The organism is Rhodococcus sp. OS5, from assembly GCF_056837585.1.
In genome coordinates, this window is sequence record NZ_CM166368.1 from 6333640 (window position 1) to 6347436 (window position 13797).

The 13797-nt window shown below is 63.0% G+C and carries 15 protein-coding genes; 5 read left to right on the plus strand and 10 right to left on the minus strand.

Going from position 1 to position 13797, the window contains the following annotated elements:
- Positions 1 to 100 precede the first annotated feature (100 nt).
- Together ACVZUB_RS29645 and ACVZUB_RS29650 are read left to right on the plus strand one after the other, a co-directional pair.
- Complete coding sequence (locus tag ACVZUB_RS29645; protein WP_064113141.1) at positions 101 to 1009, plus strand: TIGR04222 domain-containing membrane protein; 909 nt, start codon at positions 101 to 103, stop codon at positions 1007 to 1009.
- Positions 1006 to 1914 carry a TIGR04222 domain-containing membrane protein gene (locus tag ACVZUB_RS29650; protein ID WP_482628041.1) on the plus strand — a complete coding sequence of 303 codons (909 nt, stop codon included), beginning with the start codon at positions 1006 to 1008 and terminating at the stop codon, positions 1912 to 1914. The genes ACVZUB_RS29645 and ACVZUB_RS29650 overlap by 4 nt, the downstream gene beginning before the upstream one ends.
- Here ACVZUB_RS29650 and ACVZUB_RS29655 read toward each other — a convergent pair.
- The 5 genes from ACVZUB_RS29655 to pdhA are packed head-to-tail and all read right to left on the minus strand — an operon-like array spanning position 1843 to position 7707.
- A complete protein-coding gene (locus ACVZUB_RS29655) occupies positions 1843 to 2949 on the minus strand; it encodes a Glu/Leu/Phe/Val dehydrogenase family protein (RefSeq protein ID WP_482628042.1) in 1107 nt (368 codons plus the stop codon). The two genes, ACVZUB_RS29650 and ACVZUB_RS29655, sit on opposite strands and share 72 nt — an antisense overlap.
- A 24-nt stretch (positions 2950 to 2973) precedes the next feature.
- A complete protein-coding gene (gene lpdA, locus ACVZUB_RS29660) occupies positions 2974 to 4353 on the minus strand; it encodes a dihydrolipoyl dehydrogenase (protein WP_482628043.1) in 1380 nt (459 codons plus the stop codon).
- Positions 4353 to 5576: a dihydrolipoamide acetyltransferase family protein gene (locus tag ACVZUB_RS29665; RefSeq protein WP_081558899.1), complete on the minus strand. Its 1224-nt coding sequence runs from the start codon at positions 5574 to 5576 to the stop codon at positions 4353 to 4355. Before ACVZUB_RS29665 ends, lpdA begins: the two co-directional genes overlap by 1 nt.
- Positions 5573 to 6577 (minus strand): alpha-ketoacid dehydrogenase subunit beta, encoded by a 1005-nt coding sequence (locus ACVZUB_RS29670; protein ID WP_058037574.1) that lies wholly within the window; start codon positions 6575 to 6577, stop codon positions 5573 to 5575. Before ACVZUB_RS29670 ends, ACVZUB_RS29665 begins: the two co-directional genes overlap by 4 nt.
- Positions 6578 to 6579: 2 nt before the next feature.
- Positions 6580 to 7707, minus strand: a complete 1128-nt coding sequence (pdhA, locus tag ACVZUB_RS29675) for a pyruvate dehydrogenase (acetyl-transferring) E1 component subunit alpha (protein WP_081558713.1) — start codon at positions 7705 to 7707, stop codon at positions 6580 to 6582.
- A 154-nt stretch (positions 7708 to 7861) separates the two neighbouring features.
- Here pdhA and ACVZUB_RS29680 point away from each other — a divergent pair, with 154 nt between their 5' ends.
- The 3 genes from ACVZUB_RS29680 to ACVZUB_RS29690 are packed head-to-tail and all read left to right on the plus strand — an operon-like array spanning position 7862 to position 9526.
- Positions 7862 to 8332, plus strand: a complete 471-nt coding sequence (locus ACVZUB_RS29680; RefSeq protein ID WP_058037572.1) for an Lrp/AsnC family transcriptional regulator — start codon at positions 7862 to 7864, stop codon at positions 8330 to 8332.
- Between the two features lie 46 nt (positions 8333 to 8378).
- Positions 8379 to 9203: an MbnB/TglH/ChrH family RiPP precursor modification enzyme gene (locus ACVZUB_RS29685; protein WP_058037571.1), complete on the plus strand. Its 825-nt coding sequence runs from the start codon at positions 8379 to 8381 to the stop codon at positions 9201 to 9203.
- Positions 9200 to 9526, plus strand: a complete 327-nt coding sequence (locus ACVZUB_RS29690) for an SCO6045 C-terminal-like domain-containing protein (RefSeq protein WP_007729071.1) — start codon at positions 9200 to 9202, stop codon at positions 9524 to 9526. The genes ACVZUB_RS29685 and ACVZUB_RS29690 overlap by 4 nt, the downstream gene beginning before the upstream one ends.
- On the opposite strand, the gene ACVZUB_RS29695 is transcribed toward ACVZUB_RS29690, so the two are convergent.
- From ACVZUB_RS29695 to ACVZUB_RS29715, 5 genes are all read right to left on the minus strand, one after another.
- Positions 9515 to 10309, minus strand: a complete 795-nt coding sequence (locus tag ACVZUB_RS29695) for a family 1 encapsulin nanocompartment shell protein (RefSeq protein ID WP_003942478.1) — start codon at positions 10307 to 10309, stop codon at positions 9515 to 9517. The two genes, ACVZUB_RS29690 and ACVZUB_RS29695, sit on opposite strands and share 12 nt — an antisense overlap.
- On the minus strand, positions 10306 to 11364 hold the full coding sequence (locus ACVZUB_RS29700) for a Dyp-type peroxidase (protein WP_042447536.1): 1059 nt from the start codon (positions 11362 to 11364) through the stop codon (positions 10306 to 10308). Before ACVZUB_RS29700 ends, ACVZUB_RS29695 begins: the two co-directional genes overlap by 4 nt.
- Before the next feature lie 68 nt (positions 11365 to 11432).
- The gene (locus tag ACVZUB_RS29705) at positions 11433 to 12389 is read right to left on the minus strand and encodes an SMP-30/gluconolactonase/LRE family protein (protein ID WP_482628044.1); all 957 of its coding nucleotides are present in this window, start codon (positions 12387 to 12389) and stop codon (positions 11433 to 11435) included.
- Between the two features lie 33 nt (positions 12390 to 12422).
- Positions 12423 to 13379 carry an alpha/beta fold hydrolase gene (locus tag ACVZUB_RS29710; protein WP_083058112.1) on the minus strand — a complete coding sequence of 319 codons (957 nt, stop codon included), beginning with the start codon at positions 13377 to 13379 and terminating at the stop codon, positions 12423 to 12425.
- 1 nt (position 13380) lies between these two features.
- Positions 13381 to 13755: a nuclear transport factor 2 family protein gene (locus tag ACVZUB_RS29715; RefSeq protein WP_003942502.1), complete on the minus strand. Its 375-nt coding sequence runs from the start codon at positions 13753 to 13755 to the stop codon at positions 13381 to 13383.
- Positions 13756 to 13797 lie beyond the last annotated feature (42 nt).

A 13797-nucleotide genomic window follows, 5' to 3' on the forward strand; every position in this document is an offset into this window, starting at 1 on the left:
ATCCGGATATCGCTTTTCCGGGCACTGGCCCGATACTGACATCAGTTGTCGGACAAAGAGACTGGACTTGTCTCAGGAGTTCATCGAGAGGTGGTGTGCGATGCATGATCATACGGATACATGGGGGATCCCCAGCCAGACTTTCCTTCAGTGGTACCTGGTGGCGGCTGCCGTCGCGATCGGACTCTCGCTGTACAGCCGAATGACTGCGCGCCGGTCACCGGTGGTCGTCGACGCTGTCCGTCGGCCGCTCACTCCTCCCGAGATCGGTGCCTTGACCAGTGACTACCAAGCGGTGCTGGCGTCGATGGCTATTCTGCGCAGCGCCGAGCTGATCAGCACCGAAGGCAAGACCAAGCTGGCACTCACTGCGGAGGACAAGAATCGTCTCGACTGGTTCACCCGTACGGTGCACAAGCGGCTCGGCAACGGAAAGGTCCCGCTGCGGCAGGTGCGTCTGATGGGACGGCTGAACGTCGCACTCGCACAACTACGTACGACGTTGATCGACGAGGGATATTTGCAACGCCAGCAGGACGGTCTGACCGCTGCCCTTCGGACCGTTCCGATCGTGGCGGTCATTGCTCTCGGCGTAGTCCGTCTCGTCGCCGGAATCGCCGGCGGTAAGCCGGTCGGGTTCCTGCTCCTCACCATCATCGTTCTCGCTCTGATGATTCCACTTCTTCGCATCAAGCGTCGTCGGACAGCTTTGGGAGACAGCGAGCTTCGACGCCTCAAGCACGAAAACTCTTACCTCTCACCGAAACTGCGGCCCGCGTACACGAGCTACGGTCCCTCGCTCGCCGGGCTGTCGGCGGCGCTCTTCGGTGCGGGCGCTCTGGTTCTGATCGATCCGGCGCTGGCGGGAGCGGTAGCTGCGGGCGCCGCGTACAGCCCGGGTGGCGGAAGTTCGAGCTACTACAGTTGTGGCTCCTCATCCGGATCATCCGGTTCGGACGGCGGTGGCGGCAGTGGGAGCAGTTGCGGCGGCGGGGGGTGTGGGGGATGAGCACGCATGCAGTCGACACTTGGGGGATCCCCAGCGAGGATTTCCTCAACGGCTACATAGCCGTTTCGGCCACGCTCATGGTTCTCACTCTGGGGTGGCGTCTGATGATCCGGGCACGCCGGCACGGGTACTCAACCGAGCACGGGTATTCCGCCGAGCAACTGACGCCTCCGGAAGTCGGAATGCTCACCGGCGAGTCACGCGCCATCGCAGCATCATTGGCAATCCTGCGTAGCGCTGACCTGATCACCACCGACGGCGCTGTCCTGCGCCCGTTGGGCCCTGGCGACGAGACCCTGGACTGGTACACCCTCACCGTGTACCAGCGCCTGGCCCAGCAGGCTCTACCCCATCGTCGGCGCCAACTCGCCGAGCGTATGACGGTGGAAACAGCTCGCCTACGAAACTCTTTGGCGGACCGGGGATACCTGACCTCCGACAGCGCCAGGCGTTCAATCTTTCTCTCCACAGTTCCGCTGAAGATCCTGGTGGCCGTGGGTATCGTCCGCATTACTTTCGGACTGCACAACGACAAGCCCGTCGAGTTTCTGATTCTCGCCGTACTCGTCACCGGGTTCAGCATCCCGCTGCTCGGGCTCAACTTCGATCGAACCACCTCTGGCAAGGCGGCACGTTCGGAACTGACCACGGCACACGCCTACCTGTCCCCGCGCAACAAGCCTGCCTTCTCCGCCTACGGACCACGTTTGGCGGGAATGTCCGCCGCTCTCTTCGCCGGTTCGGCGATGCTGATGATCAATCCCGCCTTGGCCTCCGCCGCCGGAATCGGTGCCGACGGCAGCGGAAGTAGCGGGGGTTCGGACGGTGGCGGTTCAGGCGGGGGAGGCAGCAGCTGCAGCGGGGGCGGCGGATGTGGCGGCGGCGGCGGTGGATGCGGGGGATAGCCGCGCCCGGGCGAGCATAAGCGCTGCAGCCTCGGTAGTGATGCCACGTTCCTCGCTCAACGAGTACACCTCGTCCAAGGTTCGACCGATCCCGCGGGTTCGTTCGACGACGTCGTCTTCGTTCCACCCCAGGACTTCTCGCCCCACGAGGTGAAAGGCTCCGCCTGCGTTCGCGACGAAATCAGGGGCACAGAGAACACCGCGGTCTCGCAGAACCTCACCGGCAGCGGCATCGGTCAAGATGTTGTTTGCTGCGCCCGCCACGGCCAGAGTCGGAATCGACGCAGCCGCAGCGAAATCGATGATGCCTCCCATCGCGCAGGGGGCAAAGAGGTCACACGGTGTTCGGAGGACCTCGCCGGCAGGAACGACCGTGTGCCCCGCGAGAGAAGCCGCCTCGAGGCGCTGCGGCTCCGTATCGGCAACCAGCAGACGTGCGCCGGCCTGCGCTGCGAGACGGACGACGTCGCCGCCGACGGCGCCGAGCCCCTGTACCAGTACCGTTCGGCCGTCGAGTGTTCCGAGTCCTCGGCGACGCGCCGTGGCCTTCATCGCTTCGAACACACCCAGAGCGGTGGCGTGCGCGCTGGAACCGGCGCCACCGTTGTCAACCGAACGCCCGAAGACGTATCTGGTGGTGCGGCTGAGCTGATCCATGTCGGAAGAGTTGGTGTTGACGTCGGGACCGGTCCAGTAGTTTCCTTCGAGCTTGTCGATGTTCTCGGCGTGGATGTCGAGGATACGGGTCCAGGTTGCGGCGTCGATCTGATTGCGCGGTGCAGGTAGCGCTATTACCGACTTCCCGCCACCCATCGGCAGATCGGAGACCGCCATCTTCAAAGTCATTGCGCCGGCCAGCTTCCCGGCGTCCGCCAATGCGTGACCGATGGAGGGATAGTGAGCGGCCCGCGTGCCACCCGACGCCGGTCCCAGACGGGTGGAGTCGATTCGAATCACGAAAGTCGTGCCGGTCTCCCGATCATGGCGTGTGACGGTCAGTTCACCGTCCCAGCGCAGTTCGTCGTCGATACTCATTGAATCTCCTTTTCTGTCTCCGGGTCAGTTGTGGGCGTGCAGTGGTGTTCCCGCGAGTGCGAGCATGGCCTCGCCCAACGCTTCGTTCTGACTGGGGTGCGCGTGGATGAAACGCCCCACTTCATCGGGAAGTGCTTCCCAGGCAACGGCCAACTGCGCCTCACCGATCAGTTCGCCGACGCGGTCTCCCACCAGGTGAACTCCGACAACAGGGCCTTTCGTTCCGCTTCGAATCACTTTGATTCCGCCGGTAGTTCGCAGGATCTGACTCTTGCCGTTACCTGCCAGGTCGTAGATGACGGTGGAGACGTCGGCGTACTGCGTGCGCGCCGCCTCTTCGTCGAGTCCGATCGATGCAACTTCGGGATGTGAGTACGTCACGCGAGGAATCAGGTGTTCGGCGACCGGTATCGGATCCTTGCCGGCAATCTGTTCGGCCACAAAGATTCCTTGTTGGAAACCTCGGTGCGCCAACGCAAGACCGGGCACGATGTCGCCGACCGCGTACACACCGTCCACGGACGTACGGAGGCGTTCGTCGGTGACGACAAATCCCTTGTCGAGGCTGATTCCGTTTTCTTCGAAACCGTTACCGTCCGTGCGAGGTCCGCGGCCGACGGCGACCAACAGTAGGTCGGTGTCGAGTTTCGTTCCGTCGCTTAGTTCGATGCGGACGGAATCGGCTGCTTCTTTCGCGGAATCGACCTTTGTGTCTGTCTTACAGACGATTCCACGTTTCCGGTATGCCCGCTCCAGCTGCTTCGACGACCACGGATCCTCGGCGGCGATCAGTCGGGGGAGTGCCTCGACGATCGTTACTTCGGCGCCGAACGAGCGCCAGAGGCTTGCGAACTCGACGCCGATGACACCGCCACCGAGTACCGTTGCGCTGGTGGGCACCCGGTCGAGTTCGAGTGCCTGGTCGCTGGTGACGATCCGTCGGCCGAGTTCGATGCCGGGGAGTTCCCGCGGATACGAGCCGGTGGCCAGAACGAGTGATGTTCCGGTGTAGCGGGTTCCGTCGACGTCGATGCTTCGCCCACCGACATACGTCCCGTATCCGTTGACGATGGTGATCTTGTGTTGCGCCAACAAGCCTTGCAGACCGCTGTACAGCCGCTCGACTGTCCCGTTCTTGTAGTCGTGCACCTGCGCGACGTCGATGCCGGCAAAAGATGCCCGGACACCGAATTGCTCACTGGTGCGTGCCGAATCGGCCACCTCGGCGGAATGCAGCAGTGCCTTGGTCGGGATGCATCCGCGGTGCAGGCACGTTCCGCCGACCTTGTCCGCTTCGATCAGCGTGACCGACAATCCGAGTTGAGCGGCGCGGATGGCGCAGGCATAGCCGCCCGATCCTCCACCGAGGATCACGACGTCGCTGTGGGGTTCTGCAGTTGTCATCAGAGCCTTCCCAGGACGCGGATCGGGTTCTCGATGTAGTCACCGAACAGCCTGAGGAATCCGCCGGCCTCGCCCCCGTCACAGACGCGGTGGTCGAAGCTCAACGAGATCTGAGTGACCTTACGAACGGTCAACTCGCCGTTCACGACCCACGGCTTGTCGATGATGCGTCCGATCCCCAGAATTGCCGCCTCGGGGTGATTGATGATCGGAGTCGATCCGTCGACCCCGAATACCCCGTAGTTGTTGAGCGTGAACGTGCCGCCGGTCAGGCGGGCGGGTTCGAGTTTGCCGTCGCGCGCAAGGTCGGTGGTCACCCGAAGTGCTTGTGCGAGTTCGACGGTGCTCAGGGCGTCCGCATTTCGAATGACCGGTACCATCAATCCCTTCGGTGTCTGCGCGGCGATCCCCAGGTGGGTGCGGGCGTGTCGAACGATCTCGCCTCGAGCAGTATCGACCGACGAGTTCAGTTCGGGGTACTGCGCCAACGCCGCGATGGTCAGCCGAGCCAGGAGCGCCATCAGGCTGATCTTGTCGGAATCGGGCAGTGACTTGTTGATCTCGGCTCGCGCCGCCAACAGTTCGGTGGCGTCGACGTCGACCCAGGTTGTCGCGTCAGGGATCTCGCGGCGGCTGGTGGACAGCTTGTCGGCAACTACCTTGCGTAGCCCCTTGATCGGAATTCTTTGGTCGGTCGCGTGTGACGTTTCCGTTTCCGGGCCGAAGTTTGCCCCGGCCTCGACGTCGGCGCGCGTGATGACTCCGCCAGCGCCCGATCCGGAAATCGTGGCTAGGTCGATACTGTTGTCAGAGGCCAGTTTACGAACAATCGGCGAGATCACACGTACCGACGGAGCCGCTCTGCGGCGGCGCAGAGGAGCATCCTCGCTGGTGCCGTAGCCGATCAGGACGTTGCCCGAACCGGCGCGTTCCTCTTCGCGGTAGCGCTCGTGGTTGGCCGAAACGACCGCGTCGACACTCTCGCCACCACTCACAGTGATCAGCGGTGTGCCCACCTTCAGGGTGTCTCCGTCTTTGCCGTGTAGTTCGATCACGGTCCCGGCGAACGGGATGGGCACATCCACAGCAGCTTTCGCAGTTTCCACCTCGACGACGATCTGATCGATGGTAACCACGTCGCCTACCTTGACGTGCCACTCCGCGATGTCGGCCTCCGCCAGTCCTTCGCCGAGGTCGGGGAGCATGAAAACCTGATTGCTCATGCCGTCACCGCCCAACGGGTGTCCGGAGTGTCGTTCCACTGCAGACGGTCGAGGGCGTCCAGGACACGGTCGACGCTGGGCAGGTGGTGACGCTCGAGCTTGGGAGCGGGGTAGGGGATGTCGAAGCCGCTGACCCGGAGCACCGGGGCATGGAGATGGTGGAAACACCGTTCCTGCACTCGGGCAGCAATTTCTGCACCCACACCGGCAAAACCTTGCGCTTCCTGGATGACGATGCAGCGTCCGGTCTTTCGCACCGATGCGGTGACCGTCTCGTCGTCGAACGGCACTATCGAGCGGATGTCGATCACCTCGATATCCCGGCCCTCGGCTGCAGCGGCCTCGGCGGACCTCAGTGCAACATCCACGGACGGACCGTAGGCAATGAGCGTCGCGTCACGACCGCGGCGCCGGACGACGGCGCGACCGATCGGCTCACGTGCGGTCAGGTCGACATCTGCTCGCGCGAAGTACAGCTTCTTGGGCTCGAGGAAGATCACCGGGTCGGGGTCCTCGATCGCCGAACGTAGCAGCGAGTACGCGTCTTCCACCGTGGACGGCGCCACAACCTTCAGTCCGGGTGTGTGCGCGTAGTAGCCCTCACTGGAATCACAGTGATGCTCCACCCCGCCGATACCGCCGGCAAAAGGAACACGAATGACTATCGGAATCGACAGCGCGCCCTTGGTGCGGTTGCGGATCTTCGCGACATGGGAGGCGATCTGCTCGAATGCCGGATAGGCAAACGCGTCGAACTGCATTTCCACGACCGGACGAAAACCGGTCATGGCCATGCCGATTGCGAATCCGATGATGCCGGACTCGGCGAGGGGAGTGTCGAAGCATCGGTCGTCGCCGAAGTCGCGGGTGAGGCCGTCGGTGACGCGGAAAACGCCGCCCAGGGTGCCGACGTCCTCACCGAAGACGACAACGTTGTCGTCCGCAGCCAGAGAGTCGCGTAGCGCGGTGTTGAGGGCCTGAGCCATCGTGAGCATGGGCATGGTCAGTGTCCCCCTGTGTCAGCGGCTTCGGCGGCAAGTTCGGTTTCGAGTTGGGCTTGTTGCTCACGCAATTGCGGTGTCTGCTCGGCGAAGACATACCGGAACAGATCGAGCGGATCGTGTGGGCGGTCGACGTTCATGCCGGCGCGTAGTGTGGCGGCCTCTGCTTCTGCCTCTGCGGTCAGTGATTCCACGAACGCGTCGTCGATCAGATCGTGTGCGCGCAGATACTTTTCGAGACGCGGCAACGGATCTCGCCCGAGCCAGGCTTCCACCTCGGCGCTGTCGCGGTAGCGGGTGGCGTCGTCGGCATTGGTGTGTGCGTCGATGCGATAAGTGTGTGCCTCGACGATCACCGGTCCGTTTCCGCTGCGGACGAAGCGTGCCGCCTCGTCCATGACGGCCAGCATCGCAACGGGATCGTTGCCGTCGACCTGCTCGCTGCCGATCCCGTAGCCGACGCCCTTGTGCGCCAACGTCGGTGCTGCGCTTTGGCGCGACAGTGGCACGCTGATCGCAAATCCGTTGTTCTGCACCAGAAAGATCACCGGCGCCTTGAAGACGGCGGCGAAGTTCAGCGCCTCGTGGAAATCGCCCTCACTGGTGGCGCCGTCACCACAGAGCGCCAAGGCGACGGTGTTCAAGCCCCGTCGAGACTCCCCGTAGGCCACCCCCGCTGCATGCAGCAATTGCGTTGCCAGCGGGGTGCACTGCGGCGCACTGCGCAGTGCGACCGGGTCGTATCCGCAGTGCCAGTCGCCGGCGAGCATGCTCAGAATCTGCACCGGATCGACACCCCTGGCGGCCAACGCCATCGAATCCCGGTAGGTGGGGAAGAGCCAGTCACTCGGCTCCAGACTCATCGCTGCCGCGATCTGACATGCCTCCTGCCCTCGCGAGGACGGATACACGGCCAGGCGCCCCTGTTTGGTCAGTGCCGTCGCCTGCTGGTCGAAACGCCTGCCCAGGAACATCTTTCGATACATCGCGATCAGGCGATCGTCGCTCGGTTTCGCGTAGCGGGCCTCGCTGCGCGTCAGTTCTCCGGCAGGGTCGAGGTACTGCACCGCGGAATCGGCCGGCAGGAACTTCCGATACCGCAGTTCCCCCAAGGGTTCGACAAGTGTCACTTCTACCTCCAGAAGACGTTGTGTCCATCAGTATTCGCACTTCGGCGACGTAATGGCAGCAAGCGTCGAGGATTCAAGACAAACGGCCTATCATGAGGATTCGGGCAGCAATATGTCCATCAACCGACTCGACTACCGAAGCAGGAATGGACAGATGGCCACCGAACCGCACACTCTCGATGCGATCGACCGCCGCATCATCGCCGAACTGGTCGCAGACAGTCGCATCTCCATGCGTGCACTGGCTGAAAAGGCGCACATATCCCGCGCTCACGCCTACGTCCGCATCGAAAGGCTCGAGGACGCCGGAATCATCACCGGATTCACGACGCGGATCGCCCATGAGAAGGCCGGACTCGGCTCCTCGGCATACGTGGCACTCTCGATCAGGCAGCACTCGTGGCGAGGTCTGGCGGCGTCCTTGAAGGCCCTGCCGTTTGTCGAGCACTTCTCCCTCCTCGGCGGCGACTTCGACGTTCTGGTGCTGGTTCGAGCCCCGGACAACCAGGAACTACGCCACACCGTTCTCGAAGAACTCCAGGGACTCGACGGGGTTCTCTCGACCAAAACGTGGCTGATCTTCGAAGAAGGCAACGGTCCGGGACCCAACTGGTTGCCCGGCTGATCCGTCTATAGTCGCCGTTAGCAGTTGCACACGGGAGGTGACTCGAATGACCCTGCACGGCCTGGGAATCGGTTGGCGCCCCGAGGTCTCCGGAATCATCGCGCAACTCGACGGCCTGGCATTCTGCGAAGTCATTGCCGAATCCGTCGGAAACGAGATACCGCCGCACCTCGGCTCGCTGGGAGTTCCGGTGATCCCGCACGGAATCTCGCTCTCACTTGGCGGGGCCGAGGCGGTAGATCAGGCACGGATCGATCACCTTGCGCGTGCATCCCAGCTACTGGGCGCTCCCTTGGCGAGCGAGCACATCGCATTCGTGCGTGCAGGCGGCATCGAGGCCGGGCACCTGCTCCCACTTCCGCGCACCTACGAAGCCGTCGACGCCCTGGTACGCAACATCACCCGGACTCAGGACGGTCTACCGGTGCCGTTCGCCGTCGAAAACGTTGCCGCCCTGTTCGACTGGCCGGACGACGAGTTGACCGAAGGGGAGTTTCTCGCGGAGATCGTCGAGCGCACCGGAGCCCTGCTGGTTCTCGACATCGCGAACGTCTACGCCAACGCTCTCAATCGCGGGCGTGATCCCTGGACCGAGCTGAGCCGGCTGCCACTCGAACGAATCGCCTACTGCCACATCGCCGGTGGCAGTCTCAGCGACGGAAAATACCACGACACGCACACCGACCCGGTGCCCGAAGCCGTGCTGGAACTCCTTGCGCAGTTCACCGCCGCCGGTCACCATCCCGCGATCATGCTCGAGCGCGACGGAAACTATCCGCCGGCACTGGAATTGCTCGACGAGCTCGATGCCATCGCCGACGCAGCTGGTCTGGATCGCATCACCGCGGGCACCGACTGGTCACGCACATGAGCACGCTCGGTGAGCGTCAAGAGGCGCTGATTCGCGCACTGGTGGCGGGTGGCGAACTGCCCGAAGGCTTCGACAAAGACGAAGCCGCCGTTGTCTCGGCGGCACTGCTCCGAAAGCGCGCAGGAGAAGTGGCGCACCACCTTCCGGTCGTGCGCCACACTCTCGGCGATCGTTATCTTCAGTTGTTCACAGCGTGGGCGGACGGACGACCGAAGTCGTCTTCGCATGCGGATGCCCAGGCCTTTGTCGCCCATCTCCAGGACATCGGCGAACTGCCTCGCCCACCCTGGTATCAGAGGTTTCGAAAGGTCTCACGCAAGTGAGACAACAGCTTCGCTGGTGTACATGAGGAACGTCATCGATTCCTGGAAGTACAGCTCGACGGAGTTCGCATCGTGCGAGAGATAGCCGATGGACAGGTCCTGGCCTAGATGCAGTTCGTAGTCACCGCCACGCGTCGACAGCAGGAAAGCGCCGTCGATGGCCGGGGCCCAGATGATCTCGCCGTCGAGGACGCGTCGCAGGTGCTCGCGGATGGGGTAGCCGTGATCGGAGGTCTCGTTGATCGCGGTGAACGCATCTGCATTCAAGAGCAGTGAGTACGGTCCGTTGACACCGGCCAAGCGCAGCGACGTGATCGCCTGGCTGATGGCTTCCGGGTAGTCCTTGGCGTCGATGGGTAGCTTCAGTTCCGGGTTGGAACCGCTGGCCCGCACGCCGGTGATGCTGGCTGCGGGGTATCCCTCGAAGATGGCGCGGTCCTCGGCGAACGCGATCTGCTTGGCCGCGTCCTTGACGGGCTGCCAGTCGGAGTCCTTGGCGCCGCGTTCGACGTCGTCGATGGCCTGGCGGCTGACGGTGAACGGGACCCGCAGTTCGATGATCGGCTGGGACTGACGAGCATGTGCGATGACGCCGTCGGCCAAGGGATTGATCGGCACCTGATGCCCGAGTGGGATGGCCGCGAGATCGTCACCCGACGGTCCCTCCACATCCACGACACGACGACCGGCGACGTGACGCTTGAAGGTACGGCTCGCCTCTTCCTCGATCTCGGCCCAGGCTGCTGCCGAAATGGGTGCTAGGTCGCGGTGCAGGTTTGTCATTGCTGGGCACTCCTTTTGAGGCTGCCGATTCCGAGAGAACCGTCAGAGATGGGCGCTGTGAACGTCGCTTCGGGAACGAGCCTGGTCGGCAAGTCCGGGGGATCGTCGAGAAAGTCCGCCGTCGGAACGAAGAAATTGATTCCGGTGACGGCGGTGGAGAAATCGAGAATGCGGTCGTAATTGCCGACGGGATTCCCGATGAACATGTTGGTGAGCATCTGCTCGGTGACCGTCGGCGACGCCGAGTAACCGATGAAATAGGTACCCATCTCAGCGGAGCCGACGTGGCCGAACGGCATGTTGTCCCGCAGAATCTGGATCTGCTCACCGGATTCGTCCTCGATGACGGTGAGTGCGGTGTGGGAGTTGGCCGGCTTGGTGTCGTCGTCCATCTCGAGATCTTCGAGCTTGGAGCGTCCGATGACGTTCTCCTGCTCCTCGACGGGCAGGGAGTTCCACTCCGACATGTCGTGGAGGTACTTCTGGACGATGACGTAACTGCTGCCTGCGAAATCCGGATCCTCGTCACCGACGGTGACCGCGACGTAAGCGGCCTGCCCGGACGGGTTCTCGGTACCGTCGACAAAACCCATGAGGTCGCGTTGCTCGAAATACTTGAACCCGTGGACCTCGTCGATCACCGACGCGGCCCCGGCCAACCTGTTGGTCACGACCGTGGCGAACTCGAAGCACAGGTCCATCTGACGGGCCCGGATGTGAAACAACAGATCGCCCGGCGTGCGCGGGGCGTGGTGTTTGTCACCGGTCAACTCGACGAACGGATGCAATTCCGCCGGCCGTGGACCGTCGAAAAGTCGGTCCCACGCATCCGAACCGATGCCGACGACGGCAGCCAAGCCACCGGCGGGAACCCGGAATCCGATCGAGCGTTGCAGCCCGGAAATATCCGCCAGAACGTCGTGAACTGCCTGCTCACCACCCTCGTCGATGGTGAAAACCAGGAAGATCGCAGCTTCCGTGAGCGGGGTCAGCAACGGCTGCGGTATCGCGGGAAGGGCCACTTCGGCCTCGTCGATCTCACTCGTTTCCGCCATGCAGACCAGTATGGACGATTCCGGCAGTCCCGGCATCAGTAGTGGGTAAGTCGCGTCAGGGTGTCGCGTCAGGGGGTTGCGGCCTGGGCGCCCGCGTCGAAGCCGGCCGGAATCTCGACGATCTTTCCGTCGAACCCGGCGCGGTAGAGATGCCCGGCCGCGAAACCGGAATTGCCACGCCCGTAGGTCAACACACTCGACGCTTGCAGTCCGCTGGTGAGCGAGCAGTACTGGCCGGGTCCGTCGATCCGCCACACCTCACCACTGATGTCCGTGGGAACAATTGCGCGATCTCGCGAGTCCAAGGTCAAACCATCTGGAGCAGAGAAGGTTTCGAAGCCGCCGAGGTCGACCAACGACTCCGAATATCCCGGATTGTCGACGGAGATGCGGCTGACACCCGGGTTTGCGAACGTGCGCGAGACGTAGAGCCAGCGATTATCGGCACTCAGGGCAGCGCCATTTGCACTCGGGAAGGTTGCCCACGCCGGGTCGACGGAACCATTCGGGCTGACCTTTCCGATCAGCGAACCGAAATCGTTGGTGGCGTAGATCGTTCCGTCGTGCGCGACGGCGAGGCCGTTTGCAGCGCTCAGACCACCGGCTATCGGCGTCACGGCACCCGAGTTCACGTCCACCCGCGCGACCGACGCAGCACGCGTCAGATCGCCGATCAGCACGCCGGCGTTTGCTCCGGTACCCACCAGCAGTGAACCGTCCGGGCTCCACGCGAGTGCGCCCGCACCGCCGGGAACCGTCGCGATCGGAACTGCGGCCTGACCAGGCCCGTCGACGCGGAAGATCCGCCCACTCACCAGGTCGGTCGTATACAGGCGCCCTTGCCCGTCCACCGTGACACCCTCGAGGGCCGCACCCGGAATCTGGGCGCTGAGTATGGCGGGTGACGATCCAGGGCAAGGCGGAGCGGCGGCGGCACCGGACACGCCCAGAGCCAGAAGCGAACCGGCAACAAGAGCACCGGTGATACCTACCCGAATACCGCGATCGAAGATCCTGGTGCGCATCTGCGCAACGCTAGACCTTCGGCCCGATTTCGCCTAGAGCGACCGAAGGAAAGAGATCAAAAGTTCATTGACCTCGGCAGCGTGTTCTTGTTGTACGAAGTGCCCCGCACCGCCGAGGAGATGTACACCCCGCAGGTCGGGGACGGTGTCCTTCATTCGGTCCAATGCCTTGGGACCGCTCATCGCGATGACCGGGTCTTCCGCGCCCGCAACGAAGAGCGTCGGGACCTCGATGTGCGCTCCGTCCAGATCCGCGCTGCGTTCCCAATTGGCGTCATACGCTCGGTACCAGTTCAAGCCACCGGTGAAACCTGTTGCAGTAAAGGCCTTTACATAGACATCCAAATCATCCTCGGTGAGCCACGACCACGGCAACGCCGGCGCCTCGGGAAGTACGTCGAGATAGCCGTTTCCTTCGGAGGGGTTCTTCCACACATCGAGGTACCGGTAAGCCCCGGACAAGGCGTGGAAGAGCCGCTGAAGGAATTCACGTGGACGGGCGTCGAGTTCGCGCTCCGCAACACCCGGTTCCTGAAAATAGTGAATGTGCAGAAAGTGCTTGCGCGCCAAGGCGGCGTAGATGGCCGAGGGCTTGGCCGGGAATCTGTCCGGCGCATAGGGAACCGCCAAGGAGACCAGTCCCGCAACGCGATCGGGGTGACGAAGCGCTGTCGTCCACGCAACCGGAGCGCCGAAATCGTGTCCGACGAACACCGCTTTGTCGATTCCGAGAGCGTCGAGTAGGTCGATCAGCCGGTTCGCGACGGCGTCGTTGGTGTAGTCCTCGATCGCGTCGGGGCGGGTAGTGCCGCCGTAACCGGGCATGTCGAGTGCAATCGACCGAAAACCCGCTTCCGCCAACGCTGCCGACTGATGGCGATAGCTGTATCCGAGGCCGGGAAAGCCGTGGCACATGACCACAGCTGTCCCGGAACCGGAATCGTCGATCTGCCAACAGAATCCGTCGACGTCGATCGTCTTGACCGTCATGTCAGGCGGTGATCATGTCTTCCTGGTTCCAGAATGCACGCATCGACAGGATCTTTCCGTCGTCGTCGAAGGTCATGACGTCGATGGGTGCGATGGTCAGAGTCTGCTCGCCGAGCTTGGTGATCAGCGAGAAGTGGAATGCCGCTTCGTTTCCGGCAATGCGGAGGGTCTGAAGGTGAGCTTCCTGGTCGAAGTTCTCGATCACGGAGTAGAACTCGAGAATGGACTCGCGGGTGGTGCGCACGTCGGTACCAACCGGGTCTTCAACCGTTGCACCCTCTGCGTACAGGGCCACAACCTGGGCAGCAGTGCCCGTCGCAACTGTCTCGATGTAGGCGTCGACGGTCTTGCGGATTACCTCTGCGGACGGTGCCATGGTCTACCCCTCGTAGTTAGAACAGGTTCTAATTCTGAGGAT

Bases quoted from the DNA above. Each gene is read 5' to 3' on its own strand.
- ACVZUB_RS29645 (WP_064113141.1), top strand. From the start codon at position 101: ATGCATGATCATACGGATACATGGGGGATCCCCAGCCAGACTTTCCTT.
- ACVZUB_RS29650 (WP_482628041.1), top strand. From the start codon at position 1,006: ATGAGCACGCATGCAGTCGACACTTGGGGGATCCCCAGCGAGGATTTC.
- ACVZUB_RS29655 (WP_482628042.1), bottom strand. From the start codon at position 2,949: ATGAGTATCGACGACGAACTGCGCTGGGACGGTGAACTGACCGTCACA.
- lpdA (WP_482628043.1), bottom strand. From the start codon at position 4,353: ATGACAACTGCAGAACCCCACAGCGACGTCGTGATCCTCGGTGGAGGA.
- ACVZUB_RS29665 (WP_081558899.1), bottom strand. From the start codon at position 5,576: ATGAGCAATCAGGTTTTCATGCTCCCCGACCTCGGCGAAGGACTGGCG.
- ACVZUB_RS29670 (WP_058037574.1), bottom strand. From the start codon at position 6,577: ATGCCCATGCTCACGATGGCTCAGGCCCTCAACACCGCGCTACGCGAC.
- ACVZUB_RS29680 (WP_058037572.1), top strand. From the start codon at position 7,862: ATGGCCACCGAACCGCACACTCTCGATGCGATCGACCGCCGCATCATC.
- ACVZUB_RS29685 (WP_058037571.1), top strand. From the start codon at position 8,379: ATGACCCTGCACGGCCTGGGAATCGGTTGGCGCCCCGAGGTCTCCGGA.
- ACVZUB_RS29690 (WP_007729071.1), top strand. From the start codon at position 9,200: ATGAGCACGCTCGGTGAGCGTCAAGAGGCGCTGATTCGCGCACTGGTG.
- ACVZUB_RS29695 (WP_003942478.1), bottom strand. From the start codon at position 10,309: ATGACAAACCTGCACCGCGACCTAGCACCCATTTCGGCAGCAGCCTGG.
- ACVZUB_RS29700 (WP_042447536.1), bottom strand. From the start codon at position 11,364: ATGGCGGAAACGAGTGAGATCGACGAGGCCGAAGTGGCCCTTCCCGCG.
- ACVZUB_RS29705 (WP_482628044.1), bottom strand. From the start codon at position 12,389: ATGCGCACCAGGATCTTCGATCGCGGTATTCGGGTAGGTATCACCGGT.
- ACVZUB_RS29710 (WP_083058112.1), bottom strand. From the start codon at position 13,379: ATGACGGTCAAGACGATCGACGTCGACGGATTCTGTTGGCAGATCGAC.
- ACVZUB_RS29715 (WP_003942502.1), bottom strand. From the start codon at position 13,755: ATGGCACCGTCCGCAGAGGTAATCCGCAAGACCGTCGACGCCTACATC.